Source organism: Streptomyces sp. NPDC107517 (assembly GCF_055582645.1).
Map to the genome: position 1 here is coordinate 841,449 of NZ_JBVJPM010000002.1, position 15,765 is coordinate 857,213.

Annotated in this window: 18 protein-coding genes; 11 read left to right on the top strand and 7 right to left on the bottom strand. The window is 70.2% G+C overall.

Annotation, left to right across the window (positions count from 1 at the left end; all coding sequences use genetic code 11):
* Nucleotides 1-44: 44 nt before the first annotated feature.
* The 3 genes from ACZ67T_RS07580 to moaA all read left to right on the top strand — a co-directional run bounded on the left by ACZ67T_RS07580 (nucleotide 45) and on the right by moaA (nucleotide 3,172).
* Nucleotides 45-413 carry a DUF485 domain-containing protein gene (locus ACZ67T_RS07580; protein WP_469982186.1) on the top strand — a complete coding sequence of 123 codons (369 nt, stop codon included), beginning with the start codon at nucleotides 45-47 and terminating at the stop codon, nucleotides 411-413.
* A complete protein-coding gene (locus ACZ67T_RS07585; protein WP_469982187.1) occupies nucleotides 410-2,038 on the top strand; it encodes a solute symporter family protein in 1,629 nt (542 codons plus the stop codon). Before ACZ67T_RS07580 ends, ACZ67T_RS07585 begins: the two co-directional genes overlap by 4 nt.
* 144 nt (nucleotides 2,039-2,182) lie before the next feature.
* Nucleotides 2,183-3,172, top strand: coding sequence for a GTP 3',8-cyclase MoaA (gene moaA / locus ACZ67T_RS07590; RefSeq protein ID WP_469982189.1), 990 nt, complete (start codon nucleotides 2,183-2,185; stop codon nucleotides 3,170-3,172).
* Nucleotides 3,173-3,182: 10 nt separating this feature from the next.
* Here the strand turns inward: moaA and ACZ67T_RS07595 are convergent, their stop codons facing one another.
* Nucleotides 3,183-3,404, bottom strand: coding sequence for a hypothetical protein (locus ACZ67T_RS07595; RefSeq protein ID WP_100592515.1), 222 nt, complete (start codon nucleotides 3,402-3,404; stop codon nucleotides 3,183-3,185).
* 196 nt (nucleotides 3,405-3,600) lie between these two features.
* On the bottom strand, nucleotides 3,601-4,011 hold the full coding sequence (locus tag ACZ67T_RS07600; protein WP_469982191.1) for a DUF3099 domain-containing protein: 411 nt from the start codon (nucleotides 4,009-4,011) through the stop codon (nucleotides 3,601-3,603).
* A 191-nt stretch (nucleotides 4,012-4,202) separates the two neighbouring features.
* Between ACZ67T_RS07600 and ACZ67T_RS07605 the strand changes: the two genes are divergently transcribed.
* Nucleotides 4,203-4,478: a GlsB/YeaQ/YmgE family stress response membrane protein gene (locus ACZ67T_RS07605; protein ID WP_469982193.1), complete on the top strand. Its 276-nt coding sequence runs from the start codon at nucleotides 4,203-4,205 to the stop codon at nucleotides 4,476-4,478.
* A 66-nt stretch (nucleotides 4,479-4,544) separates the two neighbouring features.
* On the opposite strand, the gene tyrS is transcribed toward ACZ67T_RS07605, so the two are convergent.
* The 3 genes from tyrS to ACZ67T_RS07620 form a co-directional block, all read right to left on the bottom strand.
* On the bottom strand, nucleotides 4,545-5,813 hold the full coding sequence (gene tyrS, locus ACZ67T_RS07610) for a tyrosine--tRNA ligase (RefSeq protein ID WP_469982195.1): 1,269 nt from the start codon (nucleotides 5,811-5,813) through the stop codon (nucleotides 4,545-4,547).
* Nucleotides 5,814-5,894: 81 nt separating this feature from the next.
* Entirely contained in the window at nucleotides 5,895-7,289 is a 1,395-nt protein-coding gene (locus tag ACZ67T_RS07615; RefSeq protein WP_469982196.1) for a metallopeptidase TldD-related protein, read from the bottom strand.
* Nucleotides 7,290-7,294: 5 nt separating this feature from the next.
* Nucleotides 7,295-8,818 carry a TldD/PmbA family protein gene (locus tag ACZ67T_RS07620; protein WP_469982198.1) on the bottom strand — a complete coding sequence of 508 codons (1,524 nt, stop codon included), beginning with the start codon at nucleotides 8,816-8,818 and terminating at the stop codon, nucleotides 7,295-7,297.
* A gap of 244 nt (nucleotides 8,819-9,062) precedes the next feature.
* Between ACZ67T_RS07620 and fabG the strand changes: the two genes are divergently transcribed.
* The 3 genes from fabG (at nucleotide 9,063) to ACZ67T_RS07635 (ending at nucleotide 11,083) form a co-directional block, all read left to right on the top strand.
* The gene (gene fabG, locus ACZ67T_RS07625; RefSeq protein ID WP_469982200.1) at nucleotides 9,063-9,779 is read left to right on the top strand and encodes a 3-oxoacyl-[acyl-carrier-protein] reductase; all 717 of its coding nucleotides are present in this window, start codon (nucleotides 9,063-9,065) and stop codon (nucleotides 9,777-9,779) included.
* 5 nt (nucleotides 9,780-9,784) lie between these two features.
* A complete protein-coding gene (fabI, locus tag ACZ67T_RS07630) occupies nucleotides 9,785-10,552 on the top strand; it encodes an enoyl-ACP reductase FabI (protein ID WP_326713693.1) in 768 nt (255 codons plus the stop codon).
* A 153-nt stretch (nucleotides 10,553-10,705) separates the two neighbouring features.
* The gene (locus ACZ67T_RS07635) at nucleotides 10,706-11,083 is read left to right on the top strand and encodes a hypothetical protein (RefSeq protein ID WP_469982202.1); all 378 of its coding nucleotides are present in this window, start codon (nucleotides 10,706-10,708) and stop codon (nucleotides 11,081-11,083) included.
* A 27-nt stretch (nucleotides 11,084-11,110) separates the two neighbouring features.
* Here the strand turns inward: ACZ67T_RS07635 and ACZ67T_RS07640 are convergent, their stop codons facing one another.
* Nucleotides 11,111-11,794, bottom strand: coding sequence for a FadR/GntR family transcriptional regulator (locus ACZ67T_RS07640; protein ID WP_469982204.1), 684 nt, complete (start codon nucleotides 11,792-11,794; stop codon nucleotides 11,111-11,113).
* 117 nt (nucleotides 11,795-11,911) lie between these two features.
* Here ACZ67T_RS07640 and ACZ67T_RS07645 point away from each other — a divergent pair, with 117 nt between their 5' ends.
* The 4 genes from ACZ67T_RS07645 to ACZ67T_RS07660 all read left to right on the top strand — a co-directional run bounded on the left by ACZ67T_RS07645 (nucleotide 11,912) and on the right by ACZ67T_RS07660 (nucleotide 14,419).
* The gene (locus tag ACZ67T_RS07645) at nucleotides 11,912-13,195 is read left to right on the top strand and encodes a CynX/NimT family MFS transporter (RefSeq protein ID WP_469982206.1); all 1,284 of its coding nucleotides are present in this window, start codon (nucleotides 11,912-11,914) and stop codon (nucleotides 13,193-13,195) included.
* Nucleotides 13,196-13,255: 60 nt separating this feature from the next.
* Nucleotides 13,256-13,375 carry an SGM_5486 family transporter-associated protein gene (locus ACZ67T_RS07650; protein ID WP_469982207.1) on the top strand — a complete coding sequence of 40 codons (120 nt, stop codon included), beginning with the start codon at nucleotides 13,256-13,258 and terminating at the stop codon, nucleotides 13,373-13,375.
* 223 nt (nucleotides 13,376-13,598) lie between these two features.
* Nucleotides 13,599-13,814 (top strand): hypothetical protein, encoded by a 216-nt coding sequence (locus ACZ67T_RS07655; RefSeq protein WP_469982306.1) that lies wholly within the window; start codon nucleotides 13,599-13,601, stop codon nucleotides 13,812-13,814.
* Nucleotides 13,815-13,900: 86 nt separating this feature from the next.
* A complete protein-coding gene (locus ACZ67T_RS07660; protein ID WP_469982209.1) occupies nucleotides 13,901-14,419 on the top strand; it encodes a SixA phosphatase family protein in 519 nt (172 codons plus the stop codon).
* Between the two features lie 98 nt (nucleotides 14,420-14,517).
* On the opposite strand, the gene serB is transcribed toward ACZ67T_RS07660, so the two are convergent.
* Nucleotides 14,518-15,756 (bottom strand): phosphoserine phosphatase SerB, encoded by a 1,239-nt coding sequence (gene serB / locus ACZ67T_RS07665; protein WP_469982211.1) that lies wholly within the window; start codon nucleotides 15,754-15,756, stop codon nucleotides 14,518-14,520.
* Nucleotides 15,757-15,765: the final 9 nt, after the last annotated feature.

The window sequence follows — 15,765 nt, forward strand, 5'->3', positions numbered from 1 at the left end:
ACATGTCCGTTTCACCCGCCGCACCCGCACCACGAGGAGACTCCGTGGCCACCGATGCACCGCCACCGTCGCAAAGCGGCTCCAGCACCCGGTCCGCACCGCCCTCCACGGAGGAATTCGTCGCGGAGCAGGAGAGCGCGGAGTTCGCCGAACTGCGCCACGCGCACCGCTCGTTCGCCTTCCCCCTGACCGTCGCCTTCATCGCCTGGTACCTGCTGTACGTCCTGCTGTCGAACTACGCGGGCGACTTCATGGGCACCAAGCTCTTCGGCAACATCAATGTCGCGCTGGTCCTCGGCCTCGCCCAGTTCCTGACCACGTTCCTCATCGCCTGGTGGTACTCCCGCCACGCCGCCACCAAGCTCGACCCCAGGGCTGAAGCGATCAAGTCCCGGATGGAGGGCGGCGCATGAGCTCCGCAGTCACGCAGGTGATCGCCGCGGGTGAGGCGAGCGAGCACCGGCCGCTGATCATCTCCCTGTTCGCGGTGTTCGTCCTCGCCACCCTGGTGATCACCGTCTGGGCGGGCCGCCAGACGAGGAACGCCTCCGACTTCTACGCGGGCGGGCGTCAGTTCACCGGCTTCCAGAACGGACTCGCCGTCTCCGGCGACTACATGTCCGCGGCCTCGTTCCTCGGCATCGCCGGAGCCATCGCCCTCTTCGGCTACGACGGATTCCTCTACTCCATCGGCTTCCTCGTCGCCTGGCTCGTCGCCCTGCTCCTGGTCGCCGAGCCGCTGCGCAACTCCGGCCGCTACACGATGGGCGACGTCCTCGCGTACCGGATGCGCCAGCGCCCGGTCCGCACCGCCGCCGGCACCTCCACGATCGTCGTCTCGATCTTCTACCTGCTCGCGCAGATGGCGGGCGCGGGCGTCCTCGTCTCGCTGCTCCTCGGCATCACGTCCGACGCGGGCAAGGTCGGCATCGTCGCCCTCGTCGGCGTCCTGATGATCGTGTACGTCACCATCGGCGGCATGAAGGGCACCACCTGGGTCCAGATGGTCAAGGCCGTGCTCCTGATCGCCGGCACGCTCCTGCTCACCTTCCTGGTCCTCATGAAGTTCAACTTCAACATCTCCGACCTGCTCGGCAAGGCGGCCTCCAACAGCGGAAAGGGCGCCGCGTTCCTGGAGCCCGGACTCAAGTACGGCGCCACGGCGACGTCGAAGATCGACTTCATCTCGCTCGGCATCGCGCTCGTCCTCGGCACCGCCGGACTGCCGCACATCCTGATCCGCTTCTACACGGTCCCCACCGCCAAGGCCGCCCGTAAGTCAGTGAACTGGGCGATCGGCATCATCGGCGCCTTCTACCTGATGACGATCGCGCTCGGCTTCGGCGCCGCCGCCCTCATCAAGCCGGACGAGATCATCGCGTCCAACCCGGCGGGCAACACCGCGGCGCCGCTGCTCGCCCTCCACCTCGGCGGGGTCGACTCGTCGTGGGGCGCGATCCTCCTCGCGACGATCTCGGCGGTCGCCTTCGCCACGATCCTCGCGGTCGTCGCGGGCCTGACCCTCGCCTCGTCCTCCTCGTTCGCTCACGACATCTACGCGAACGTCATCAAGAAGGGCAAGGCCTCCGAGAAGCAGGAGATGAAGGCGGCCCGCTGGGCGACCGTCTTCATCGGCATCGTCTCCATCGGCCTCGGCGCCCTCGCCCGCGACCTGAACGTGGCCGGCCTGGTCGCGCTCGCCTTCGCGGTCGCCGCCTCCGCCAACCTGCCGACGATCCTCTACAGCCTCTTCTGGAAGCGCTTCACCACCCAGGGCGCGCTCTGGTCGATCTACGGAGGCCTCTTCACGGCGGTCTTCCTGGTGCTGTTCTCGCCGGTCGTCTCCGGCAACCCGAAGACGTCCATGTTCAAGGGCGTCGACTTCCACTGGTTCCCGCTGGAGAACCCGGGCATCATCTCGATCCCGGTCGGCTTCCTGCTCGGCTGGCTCGGCACCGTCCTGTCCAAGGAGAAGGCGGACGCCGGCAAGTACGCGGAACTCGAAGTCCGCTCGCTCACCGGTACGGGAGCCCACTGACCTCGGGATTCGTACGGCCGCGTCGCAGATCCTCGTAGGGATCTACGATGCGGCCGTCCCGCTCCCGTGGGATCGGGAGCGCCCTGATGCCAGGCCCATCACGTAGGCTCGCACTATCAGATCCGCATCGGAGAGGGGGCCCACGTGCTGATCGACACTTATGGCCGAGTGGCCACCGACCTCCGCGTCTCGCTGACCGACCGGTGCAATCTCCGGTGTACATACTGCATGCCCGAAGAGGGTCTTCAGTGGCTGGCCAAGCCCGATCTGCTCACGGACGACGAGATCGTCCGGCTCATCCGGATCGCCGTCACCCAGCTCGGCATCACGGAGGTCAGATTCACCGGCGGCGAGCCCCTGCTTCGCCCCGGCCTCGTCGGCATCGTGGAGCGCGTGGCCCAGCTGGAGCCCCGCCCCCAGATGTCCCTGACGACGAACGGCATCGGACTCAAGCGCACCGCCGCCGCCCTCAAGCAGGCCGGCCTCGACCGGGTCAACGTCTCGCTGGACACCCTGCGCCCCGAGGTCTTCAAGACCCTCACCCGGCGTGACCGTCACAAGGACGTCATCGCCGGCCTCGAAGCCGCGAGCGAAGCCGGTCTCACCCCCGTCAAGGTCAACTCCGTGCTGATGCCGGGGCTGAACGACGACGAGGCACCCGACCTCCTGGCCTGGGCCGTCGAGCACGACTACGAGCTGCGCTTCATCGAGCAGATGCCGCTGGACGCCCAGCACGGCTGGAAGCGCGACGGCATGATCACCGCAGGTGACATCCTCGCGTCCCTGCGCACGCGCTTCGACCTCACGGCCGAGGGCTCCGACGAGCGGGGCTCCGCGCCCGCGGAGCGCTGGCTCGTGGACGGCGGACCGCAGCGCGTCGGCGTCATCGCCTCCGTCACCCGCCCGTTCTGCTCGGCCTGTGACCGCACCCGGCTCACCGCCGACGGACAGGTGCGCACCTGCCTGTTCGCCACTGAGGAGACGGACCTGCGCGCGGCCCTGCGCTCGGACAGCGGGGACGAGGAGATCGCCCGCATATGGAAGCTCGCCATGTGGGGCAAGAAGGCCGGCTCCGGCCTGGACGACCCGAAGTTCCTCCAGCCCGAGCGCCCGATGTCCGCGATCGGCGGCTGACCCGGGGCGCTCAGCCCTCGCGGTCCCCGGACTCCCAGTCCTTCAGCGCGACCACGTCCTTCAGGAAGCCGCGCACACCGAGGAACTGGGAGAGATGCTCGCGGTGTTCGTCGCACGCGAGCCACGTCTTGCGCCGCTCCGGCGTGTGCAGCTTCGGGTTGTTCCAGGCGAGCACCCAGACCGCGTCGACGCGGCAGCCCTTGGCGGAACAGATCGGGTTTTCGTCACTCACGGGTACCGCCCCAAACACTTACGCGCCCAAACAAAGGCGACGCCGAGCAGCCACGGGGGGAGCTGCCCGGCGTCGGTCCGTCGCTCCGACGGGGGATGCGGAGCGCGTACGAAGTATGTCATGGGGGACCGGCCGCCCGGCACCGGAACTACATGATTGATCTGAGCTTTTCTTGAGCTTTGCGGATCCCGGGTGGTCAGCCGCGGTCACCCGAGTGATCACGCCGCTCCGCGTCGTGCGCACCGGCGTTGTCCTGCGGAACGGATTCCGCGGGGGCGGTGGCGGCGGGCGGTGTGAGCATCGGCCGCATCGGCGCGGTGACGAACGTCGACGGCAGCGAAGGGACGTTCTCCCGGCCCGCGTTGGCGATGACCACGGCGACGTAGGGGAGCAGCAGACCGAGGACCAGGGCCACGATCGCGACCGGGCGTTCCACGTTCCACAGGACCGCGCCGAGGATCACGGCGAGGGTGCGGACCGACATCGAGATGACATAGCGGCGCTGCCTGCCGCGGACGTCCTCGGCGAGGCCCTGCCTCGCCCCGGTGATCCGGAAGACCTCACCGCTGCTCTGCTTCCGCATCACATTCCACCGCCTGCCTGCCATGCCGGACTCTCCCCGGTCCGGACTGCCTCCACGGTACGCCCGGCTTCCTCCGTGTTCGAGACCGGGGCAGGCCCGGCCTGCGTGTACGTGCTGCGCCGTACCGCGTACGGATGCGCCCGACATGCGCCGTATGGCGGATAAGCCGAGACTGGGCGCAGATGCGCACAGAGCGCCACAGAGGAGGCGACGACATGAGCTGGTTGTGGGCGATCATCGTGGGTCTGGTGCTCGGACTGATCGCGAAGGCGATCCTTCCGGGCAAGCAGCAGATCCCTCTGTGGCTGACGGTGGTCTTCGGGATCATCGGCAGCGTCTTGGGCAACTCGGTCGCCACCTGGATCGGCGTCAACGACACCAAGGGGATCGACTGGACCCGGCACCTGCTCCAACTGGCCGGAGCCGTGGTCATCGTGTGGCTGGGAGACATGGCCTGGGTGGCCATGCGAGGCAAGAAACAGCGAGCCTGACCAGCCGGAAGGGCGGCCCCGCACCAGGTGCGGGGCCGCCCTTCCGACTGTGTCTTCGGTCCTGCCTCAGGCGCCGACGACCTCGATCGCCGCCAGGTTCTTCTTGCCGCGGCGCAGCACGAGCCAGCGCCCGTGCAGCAGCTCGTCCACCGTCGGCACCGCGTCCTCGGAGGCGACCTTCACGTTGTTCACGTACGCGCCGCCCTCCTTCACCGTGCGCCGGGCGGCCGACTTGCTCGCCACGAGGCCGACCTCGGCGAGCAGGTCCACGACCGGGCCGAGCGTGTCGACCTTCGCGTGCGGCAGCTCAAAGAGCGCGGCGGCGAGGGTCGCCTCGTCCAGCTCGCCCAGGTCGCCCTGCCCGAACAGCGCCTTGGACGCGGCGATGACGGCGGCGCACTGGTCGGCGCCGTGCACCAGCGTCGTCAGCTCCTCGGCGAGGGCCCGCTGAGCGGCGCGCGCCTGCGGCCGCTCCTCGGTGACCTTCTCCAGCTCCTCCAGCTCCTCGCGGGACTTGAAGGACAGGATCCGCATGTACGTCGAGATGTCCCGGTCGTCCACGTTCAGCCAGAACTGGTAGAACGCGTACGGCGTCGTCATCTCCGGGTCCAGCCAGACGGCGCCGCTCTCGGACTTGCCGAACTTGGTGCCGTCCGCCTTCACCATCAGCGGCGTCGCCAGCGCGTGCACCACGGCGTCCGGCGCCATGCGGTGGATCAGGTCGATGCCCGCGGTGAGGTTGCCCCACTGGTCGCTGCCGCCCTGCTGGAGCGTGCAGCCGTAACGCCGGTACAGCTCCAGGAAGTCCATGCCCTGCAGGAGCTGGTAGCTGAACTCCGTGTAGCTGATGCCCTCCTGGGACTCCAGCCGGCGGGCCACGGAGTCCTTGGTGAGCATCTTGTTGACACGGAAGTGCTTGCCGATGTCGCGCAGGAACTCGATCGCGGACAGGCCGGCGGTCCAGTCCAGGTTGTTCACCATCGTCGCGGCGTTCTCGCCCTCGAAGGACAGGTACGGCTCGATCTGGGAGCGCAGCCGGGACACCCAGTTCGCGACGGTCTCCGGGTCGTTCAGCGTCCGCTCGGCGGTCGGCCGGGGGTCACCGATCTGGCCGGTGGCCCCGCCCACGAGCGCCAGCGGACGGTGACCCGCCTGCTGGAGCCTGCGGACGGTGAGCACCTGGACCAGGTGGCCGACGTGCAGGGAGGCCGCGGTCGGGTCGAAGCCGCAATAGAACGTGACGGGACCGTCCGCGAGCGCCTTGCGCAGTGCATCTTCGTCGGTGGACAGGGAGAAGAGTCCCCGCCACTTCAGCTCGTCGACGATGTCCGTCACGGTCGTGTGTCTCCTTGAAAGTGCTGATGGGTCAGACATGCTGGTGCGTACTTGCCAGTGTATGGGCGAGTCTATGGGGGGTCAGACGCCCTGGCTGACCGAACTCATGTTGAAGTCCGGCACCCGCAGGGCCGGCATGGCAGCCCTGGTGAACCAGTCGCTCCACTCCCTGGGCAGCGTCTTTTCCGTCCGCCCGGCCTCCACCGCGCGCCCCAGCAGGTCGACGGGCGACTCGTTGAACCGGAAGTTGTTCACCTCGCCCACCACCTCGCCGTCCTCCACGAGGTACACCCCGTCCCGGGTCAGACCGGTCAGGAGGAGTGTCGCCGGATCGACCTCGCGGATGTACCAGAGGCAGGTCAGGAGCAGCCCGCGCCCGGTGGCCGCGACCATCTCGTCCAGGGAGCGGTCCTCGCCCCCGTCCAGGATCAGGTTGTCGATCGCCGGCGCCACCGGGAGGCCGGTGAGGCCCGCGCTGTGCCGGGTCGTCGTCAGATGGGCCAGCTCGCCCCGGTGCACCCAGTCCGTCGCCGTCAGCGGAAGACCGTTGTCGAAGACGGAGGCGCTGTCGCCCGAGGCATGGGCGAGGACGAACGGCGCCGACTCCAGGCCCGGCTCGTTCGGGTCGCTGCGCAGCGTCAGCGGCAGCTCCGTCAGCCGCTCGCCGACGCGCGTGCCGCCGCCGGGCCTGCTGAAGACGGTCCGGCCCTCGGCGGCGTCCCGGGCCGCGGCCGACCACAGCTGGTAGATCAGCAGATCGGCGACCGCGGTCGGCGGCAGCAGCGTCTCGTATCGGCCGGCGGGCAGCTCGATGCGGCGGCGCGCCCAGTCGAGGCGCTGCGCCAGCTCGGCGTCCAGCGCGCCCGGGTCGACGTCCTTGAAGTCGCGTGTCGAGCGTCCGGCCCACGCGGAACGCGTCCGGTCCGGCGACTTCGCGTTCATCTCCAGCGTCCCGTTCGGCTGGTCGTGCCGCAGGCGCAGGCCCGTCGACGTACCGAGATAGCTGGATACGAGCTCATGGTTGGCGAAGCCGTACAGCTCGCGGCCGCCGGTCCGGGCGCGGGCGAACGACTCGCCCAGGGCCGGCGCGAAGTCCGCGAAGACGGCCGAGGAGGTCTCGGCGGGCGCGTCCGTGAAGTCGCCGGAGTGCGGCACCCCGGACACCAGCGGCCCGGCGTCCTCCGCGGGCGCCGCGCCCCGGGCCGCGGCCTCGGCGGCCCGCACCAGGGGTTCGAGGTCGGCCGCGGTCACTCCCGAGCGCGAGACGACCCCGGAGGCCGTGCCCTCCTTGCCGTCGACGGTCGCGATGACGGTGAGGGTGCGCCCGCGCGTCACACCGTTCGTCGTGAGCGCGTTGCCCGCCCAGCGCAGATTCGCGGTGGACGTCTCGTCGGCGATGACCATGCAGCCGTCCGCCGAGGACAGAGCGAGGGCACGCTCGACGATCTCGTGCGGCTTGTTCGTCCGAGGACTCATAGGGCTCACCGTCCGGCCTCCTGCGTGGTGTTCAGAATGTTCACGCCCTTGAAGAGGGCGGACGGGCAGCCGTGCGACACCGCCGCGACCTGCCCCGGCTGGGCCTTTCCGCAGTTGAACGCGCCGCCCAGCACGTATGTCTGCGGGCCGCCGACCGCCGCCATCGAACCCCAGAAGTCGGTGGTCGTGGCCTGGTAGGCGACATCGCGCAGCTGTCCGGCGAGCCGTCCGTTCTCGATGCGGTAGAACCGCTGCCCCGTGAACTGGAAGTTGTAGCGCTGCATGTCGATCGACCAGGACCGGTCGCCGACGACGTAGATCCCGCGGTCGACGCCCCCGATCAGGTCCTCGGTCGACAGGCCGCCCGGGTCCGGCTGCAGCGACACGTTCGCCATGCGCTGGACGGGCACATGACCGGGGGAGTCCGCGTAGGCGCACCCGTTCGACCGGTCGAAGCCCGTCAGCTTCGCGATACGGCGGTCCAGCTGATAGCCGACGAGCGTCCCGTCCCTGACCAGGTCCCAGGACTGCCCGGCCACGCCCTCGTCGTCGTACCCGATGGTCGCGAGGCCGTGCTCGGCGGTGCGGTCACCCGTCACGTTCATGATCTCGGAGCCGTACTTGAGCTTCCCGAGCTGGTCGAACGTGGCGAAGGAGGTGCCCGCGTAGGCCGCCTCGTAGCCGAGCGCACGGTCCAGCTCGGTCGCGTGGCCGATCGACTCGTGGATGGTCAGCCACAGATTGGACGGGTCGACCACGAGGTCGTACAGGCCCGCCTCGACGCTGGGCGCCCGCATCTTCTCGGCGAGCAGCTCCGGGATCTCGGCCAGCTCGCGGTCCCAGTCCCAGCCGGTCCCGGTGAGGTACTCCCAGCCGCGGCCCACCGGCGGGGCGAGGGTCCTCGTCGAGTCGAACTCGCCGCTCGTGGCGTCCACGGCGACGGCCGTCAGCTGCGGATGCAGCCGGACGCGCTGCTGCGTCGTCACCGTCCCCGCCGTGTCGGCGTAGAACTTGTTCTCGTGCACGGTGAGGAGCGAGGCGTCCACATGGTCGACGCCGTCCGCCCCGAGCAGCCGCGCACTCCAGTCGGCGAGCAGCCCGGCCTGCTCCTCGTCCGGCACGCGGAACGGATCGATCTCGTACGAGGACACCCACGTCCGGTCCTCGTGCACCGGCTCGGCGGCCAGCTCCACGCTCTCGTCCGAACCCGCGGCCTTGATCACCTGCGCCGACAGCTTCGCCATCGCGACGGCCTGCGACGCCACCTTCGCGGCCGCGTCCATCGTCAGATCCACGCCCGACGCGAAGCCCCACGTGCCGCCGTGCACGACCCGTACGGCGTACCCCAGGTCCGTGGTGTCCGACGAGCCCGCGGGCCGCGCGTCCCGCAGCCGCCGCTCCGCGCTGCGCACCCGCTCCAGGCGGAAGTCCGCATGGTCGGCGCCGAGAGCCCGCGCGCGGGCCAGCGCGGCATCGGCGAGGGCCCGCAGCGGCAGCGCCGTGAAGGCTTCATCGATCGAATGGGGCACGGATGTTCTCCCTGCTGTCGGAGACGCTGTCGTGAGCGCCGTCAGGAGCCTCGGACACCGGCCGCTCCCGGGTGCGGGCACCGGCCGGCCCCGATCATGTCGCGTCGGCGGCCCCCGCGGCCACACTTTTCTGTAGGGACCCGACAGCGAGTCTCCTGCGCCACTGTCGGTGGTCGATTCTCCGTATCCAGGGCGGTACCGATAGGTTTTCGAGGTACCAGACCGCTATGGAAAGGGTGATCCGTTGAGCCGCTCGGTTCTCGTCACCGGAGGAAACCGGGGCATCGGCCTCGCCATCGCCCGTGCATTCGCCGACGCCGGCGACAACGTCGCGATCACGTACCGCTCGGGCGACGCCGCCGAGCTGGAGAAGGCCGGCTTCCTCGCCGTCAAGTGCGACATCACCGACAGCGAACAGGTGGAGCAGGCCTACAAGGAGATCGAGGAGAAGCACGGTCCCGTCGAGGTCCTCGTGGCCAACGCCGGCGTCACCAAGGACCAGCTCCTCATGCGCATGTCCGAGGACGACTTCACGTCGGTCCTCGACACCAACCTCACCGGCACCTTCCGCGTCGTGAAGCGCGCCAACCGCGGCATGCTGCGAGCCAAGAAGGGCCGCGTCGTGCTCATCTCCTCCGTGGTCGGCCTCCTCGGCTCCGCGGGCCAGGCGAACTACGCCGCGTCGAAGGCGGGTCTGGTCGGTTTCGCGCGCTCCCTCGCCCGTGAGCTCGGGTCGCGCAACCTCACCTTCAACGTCGTCGCGCCCGGTTTCGTCGACACCGACATGACCAAGGCGCTCACCGACGATCAGCGCGAGGGCATCGTGAAGCAGGTGCCGCTCGGCCGCTACGCGCAGCCCGAGGAGATCGCCGCGACGGTGCGGTTCCTCGCCTCGGACGACGCCTCGTACATCACTGGAGCCGTCATTCCCGTTGACGGCGGATTGGGCATGGGTCACTGATCACCATGAGCGGAATTCTCGAGGGCAAGCGCGTCCTGATCACCGGTGTGCTGATGGAGTCCTCCATCGCCTTCCACGCCGCGAAGCTGGCCCAGGAGCAGGGCGCGGAGATCATCCTCACCGCCTTCCCGCGGCCCACGCTGACCGAGCGCATCGCCAAGAAGCTCCCCAAGCCCACGAAGGTCATCGAGCTCGACGTCACCAACGACGAGCACCTCGGCCGCCTCGCCGAGGTCGTCGGCGAGGAGCTCGGCGGCCTCGACGGCGTCGTTCACTCCATCGGCTTCGCGCCGCAGGACGCCCTCGGCGGCAACTTCCTCAACACCCCGTTCGAGTCGGTCGCCACGGCCATGCACGTCTCCGCCTTCTCCCTGAAGTCGCTGACCATGGCCTGCCTGCCGCTGATGCAGAACGGCGGCTCGGTCGTCGGCCTCACCTTCGACGCCCAGTACGCCTGGCCGCAGTACGACTGGATGGGCCCGGCCAAGGCCGCCCTCGAGGCCACCAACCGGTACCTCGCGCGTGACCTCGGCAAGCAGAACGTCCGCTCGAACCTCATCTCGGCCGGCCCGATCGGCTCCATGGCCGCCAAGTCCATCCCGGGCTTCGGCGAGCTGGCCGCCGTCTGGGACGACCGCGCTCCGCTGGAGTGGGACCTCAAGGACCCGGAGCCGGCCGGCAAGGGCATCGTCGCCCTCCTGAGCGACTGGTTCCCGAAGACCACCGGCGAGATCATCCACGTCGACGGCGGTCTGCACGCGATCGGCGCCTGATCACCCGTACGTGGCCGACGCCCCGTTCCCCGCAGCGCGCGGGGGGCGGGGCGTCACCCGTTCGGCCCACTGGCCGGGCGGGCGCGACGGGTGAGCACGCAGGCTGAGAAGGCGTTCGTTCCCCCTCTCCCGTACGGCCGAGGAGGTCCCCTTGTGCGCCTTCCCCAGCGTGGTACCCCGGTACTCGCAGCCCTCGTACTCCTCTTCGCGGTGCCCTACGACGCCGCTTCCCACCCGGTCCGGACCGCGCCCCACGCGCGCGTGCCCGACAGCGGGGACGACCGCAGGACCGAGCCCTTCGGAGCGGACTGCCGGGTGACCGTCGCCGGTTCGGACGTGACGGCGTACTGCCACAACCCGTATCCGGCGACCGACGCGGTCAGCCTCCATGTCGAGTGCGAGCGCTGGTGGGACATAGACAGCGACGGCGGGCAGGTCCCGGCCGAGGCCGCCGAGACCGTGCGGCTCACCGGCCGGTGCTGGAAAGAGGTCCGCTCGGCCTGGATCAGCCACGCCAAGGTCGGCGGCTGAGCGCTGGGTCCCGGCCCGGGCTTCTGCTCAGTGAGCGGCGGGCTGGCCCGGCAGGCACAGGAACGGGTAGCGCGCCGCCTGAGCCGCGGCGGCCTCCGCGTCGCCCACGCGGATCGCGTCGAGCAGACCCGTGTGGTCCATATGGTTCTCGGGCCTCAGCTCCTCGCCCACGTCCACACGCAGGACGTCCCGCAGGACCTCGCCGAGGTCCGCGTACATCGCTGTCATCACGTCGTTGTGGGACGCGGCCACGACCGCCAGGTGGAAGGTCGCGTCGGCCGCCACGAACGCCTCGGCGTCGCCCGACGCCCACGCGTCCTCCCGGCGCACCATCAGCGCGTCGAGCTGCTTGAGATCGCGCTCCGTACGGCGCTGCGCGGCGAGGCTCGCGGCGCTGGACTCCAGGGTCGAGCGCAGCTCGGCGATGTGCCGGGGGTCGGCGTCGGCGAACCTGCGCTGCATTACGCCCGCCAGCTCGCTGGTGGCGACGACGTACGTGCCCGAGCCCTGCCGGATGTCGAGCAGGCCGTTGTGGGCGAGCGCGCGCACGGCCTCGCGCACCGTGTTGCGCGCGACTCCGAGCTGCTCGACCAGCTCGGGCTCGGTCGGGATGCGGGATCCCACCGGCCACTCGCCCGACGAGATCTGGGCGCGCAGTCCGGCGATGACCTGTTCGGAGAGAGCCGAGCGCCTGGGGGAGGTCAGCGGCATGACGGTCCTTGGTTCGATGACTGGGGCGGGCAGGGAACGGGCGCGGGCGGTGCCTAGCGCCAAGTGTGACGCAAACCGATTGGACACCCAATCATCCCATGATTCTAAGATGGGGTCATGGCCAGTGAGGAAACCCCGACGATGACGCAGACCCCGATACGCAGTGAGAGCGCACCCGAAGCGAAAACAGCCCCCACGCGCGCGTGGGCCGTGCGCCTGATGATCGTGGGCATCGTCCTCGCGGCTCTGAACCTGCGCCCCGCCATCACCAGCCTCGGCGCCCTCCTCGAAGAGGTGCGCGACGGGCTCGGTATGAGCGGCAGCGTCGCCGGCCTCCTCACCTCCGTACCCCCGCTCTGTTTCGCGATCTTCGGAGTGATGGCGCCCCGGCTCGCCCGCCGCTTCGGCCCCGGTGCCGTGGTGTGCGCCGGCATGGCCGCGATCGCCGCCGGTCTGGTCATCCGCCCGTTCACCGGCAGCACCGTCGGCTTCCTCGTCGCCAGTGCCCTCGCCCTCATGGGCATCGCGGTCAGCAACGTCCTCATGCCGGTGATCGTCAAGCGCTGGTTCCCCGACCGCGTGGGCTCCATGACCGGCCTCTACTCGATGGCTCTCGCACTCGGCACCTCCCTCGCGGCGGCCGTGACCGTGCCCGTGACGGACGCGATCGGCGGCAGCTGGAAGACCGGACTCGCCCTCTGGGCCGCGCTCGCCGTGGCCGCCGTCGTCCCGTGGATCCCGCTCGCACGCGAACGGGGCACCGAGGGCGGCGCCACCGCCGGCACCCCGCAGCGGGACGACGGCCTGCGCATCACCCGCAGCCGCACCGCCTGGGCGCTCGCCGTCTTCTTCGGCCTCCAGGCCACCGCGGCCTACATCACCATGGGCTGGATGGCGCAGATCTTCCGCGACGCCGGCGTCTCCGCGGGCACCGCGGGCGTGCTGCTCGCCGTCACCATGGCGATGGGCGTACCGCTCGCCTTCGTCATCCCACGCCTCGCCACGCGCCTGCCCAGCCAGGGCCCCATCGTGATCGCCCTCGGTGTGTGCGGCCTCGCCGGTTACGCGGGCCTCTACTTCGCCCCGGCCGGCGGCGCCTGGGCGTGGGCCGTCCTCCTCGGCATCTCCAACTGCGCCTTCCCGCTCGCCCTGACGATGGTCGGCATGCGGGCGCGGACCGGCACGGGCGTCGCCAAGCTCTCCGCCTTCGCCCAGAGCACCGGCTATCTGATCTCCATCCCCGGCCCGCTCCTCGTCGGTGTGCTCTACCAGCACAGCGGCGGCTGGGGCGTCCCGATCGCGCTCATGGCGGCGCTGATGGTGCCCCAGATCGTGGTGGGCGTCATCGCGGGACGCAACCGTACGGTCGAGGACGAGGCCGCTTCGGCCGCGGCGGTCTGACCTCGGCCCATGGCTCACCCCGGCTCCGCGAGCCGGGGCAAAGGGTGCGAGACTGACCGCATGTCGCCTGTGCTCGAGCCGAACCCCCAGAACGGCCAGAAGAAGCTCCTCATCGTGCTCGGCTCGATGCTGGCCATCACCGTAGTCATCGCGGTCATCGCCTCGATCGCCTCACCGTGATCATGGCCGCCATCGCGGTCGTCGCCTCACCGTGACAGCGGTCCCGGGCCTGTTCTCACTCGGTGTCGGTGGTGCTGGCACCACCAACCCCTAGGGGGTCAGTGTCAGGGTCAACTGGGTGGATCACCGGATGGGTTGAGTGCCTGACCTTCCGTAAATTCGAGATGTGGCCGCGAGCACCGCGGATCACGGCATCCAGCATCTCGAAGATCCCGGAGGCGTCATGTCGGCCCCTACGCACTCCCGGCCCCACCCGGCCCCAGCGGGCGGCGTCGACGTCAGGCTCCCGTGGTGGGCGATCGCCCTGCCCGCGATCACCTTCGCCGTGCTCCTGCTCCTGATAATCAACCCGGCCGACGCGCACGCCGCGACAGGCGACCCGGCGGTCGGCCGGCTCCTCGACCGCATCCAGCAGGCGGTGCTGCACGCGGCCCCGTGAGCAGCCCGCACGGGCGCGTCACCCGTGCCGGTCGAGCGCGTCAACTCCCTGCGCCCCGTGGCCGGTTTCATGCGAAGCTGGGACTCATGAGCGTCGCAGAACCCCGCAGGATTGTCCTTTTCCGGCATGCGAAGGCGGACTGGCCCCAGGTCTCCGACCACGAGAGGCCGCTCGCCGAGAGGGGCCGAAAGGACGCGCCCGTCGCCGGTCGCAAGCTCGCCGACTCCGGTATCGACCTCGACCTGGCCCTCTGCTCGACCGCCGCGAGGACCCGCGAGACGTGGAAGCTCGCCGTCCACGAGCTGCCCCACCGGCCCAGGACGGTGTACGAGGAGCGGATCTACGAGGCCTCGCCCGGTGAGCTCATCGCCGTGCTGAACGAGGCCCCGGACGACGTGCGGAGCGCGGTGCTGGTCGGCCACAACCCTGGGATCCAGGGCCTCGTCGAGATTCTCTCCGGCCAGGCCGAGGGCGACGCGGGGGAGCGGATGGCCCGGCGCGGCTTCCCGACCTCCGCCTTCGCGGTCCTGTCCTTCACCGGCTCCTGGAAGTCCCTCGAACCGGGCACCGCCACCCTCATCGACTACTGGGCACCGTCCAAGTGACCCGTCGGCCGGCGACCGGACTCTGATACGCCGACGGGCCCCGGCACCGCATGGGTACCGGGGCCCGCCGCCTCAGTGACTGTCCGCGTCGACCGGACTCAGTCGTCGTGGGCGTCCGCCGCCTCGACCTCTTCACGGGTGATGCCGAGGAGGTAGAGGACGGTGTCCAGGAACGGCACGTTCACCGCGGTGTGCGCGGCCTCGCGGACCACGGGCTTCGCGTTGAAGGCGACGCCGAGCCCCGCCGCGTTCAGCATGTCCAGGTCGTTGGCGCCGTCGCCGATCGCCACGGTCTGTGCGAGCGGTACCCCGGCCTCCGCCGCGAACCGGCGCAGCAGCCGGGCCTTGCCCGCGCGGTCCACGATCTCGCCGGTGACCCGGCCGGTCAGCTTGCCGTCGACGATCTCCAGGGTGTTGGCCTGGGCGAAGTCGAGCCCGAGCCGGTCCTGCAGATCGTCCGTGACCTGGGTGAACCCGCCCGAGACGACACCCACTTGATAGCCGAGCCGCTTCAGCGTGCGGATCAGGGTCCGCGCGCCGGGCGTGAGCCGCACCTCGGCGCGGACCTTGTCGACGACCGACGCGTCGAGCCCGGCGAGCAGCGCGACCCGCGCGTGCAGCGACTGCTCGAAGTCCAGCTCGCCGCGCATCGCCGACGCGGTGACCTCGGCGACCTTGTCCTCGCAGCCCGCGTGCGCCGCGAAGAGCTCGATGACCTCGTCCTGGATGAGGGTCGAGTCGACGTCCATCACGACGAGGCGCTGGGCGCGCCGGTGCAGCCCGGCCGCGACGACCGCGACATCGACGCCGAGCGCCGCCGACTCCGTCGCGAGCGCGGTGCGCAGGGGCTCGGTCTCGGCGCCGGAAACGGCGAACTCGACTGCGGTGACGGGGTACTTCGCGAGCCGGAAGATACGGTCGATGTTGCCGCCGGTACCGGTGATCCTGGCGGCGATGGCGGCCGTCGTCTCCGCGGTCAGCGGGTGACCGAGCACGGTGACGAGGGAGCGGCCGAGCCCGCGCGGACGGTTGTCGCCGATGCCCGAGATGATCTCGGCCTGCATCCGCATGGACTCCGCCCAGCTGTGGACGGTGGACCGCAGATCGCCCTCGAGACCGGGGGGCGGCTCCGTCACCAGGGCGCACAGCACGATGCGTCCCCGGGTGACGACCTGCTCGATGTCGACGACATCGACGGAGTAGGCGGCGAGGGTGTCGAAGAGCCCGGCGGTGATGCCGGGGCGGTCCTTGCCGAATATCTTGACGAGGAGCGTCGGGACGTCGTCCGGAACGGTGACCGGGACATCAGCGGGGTGGCGGGGCTGCGAAGCACTCATGGTGGTCCC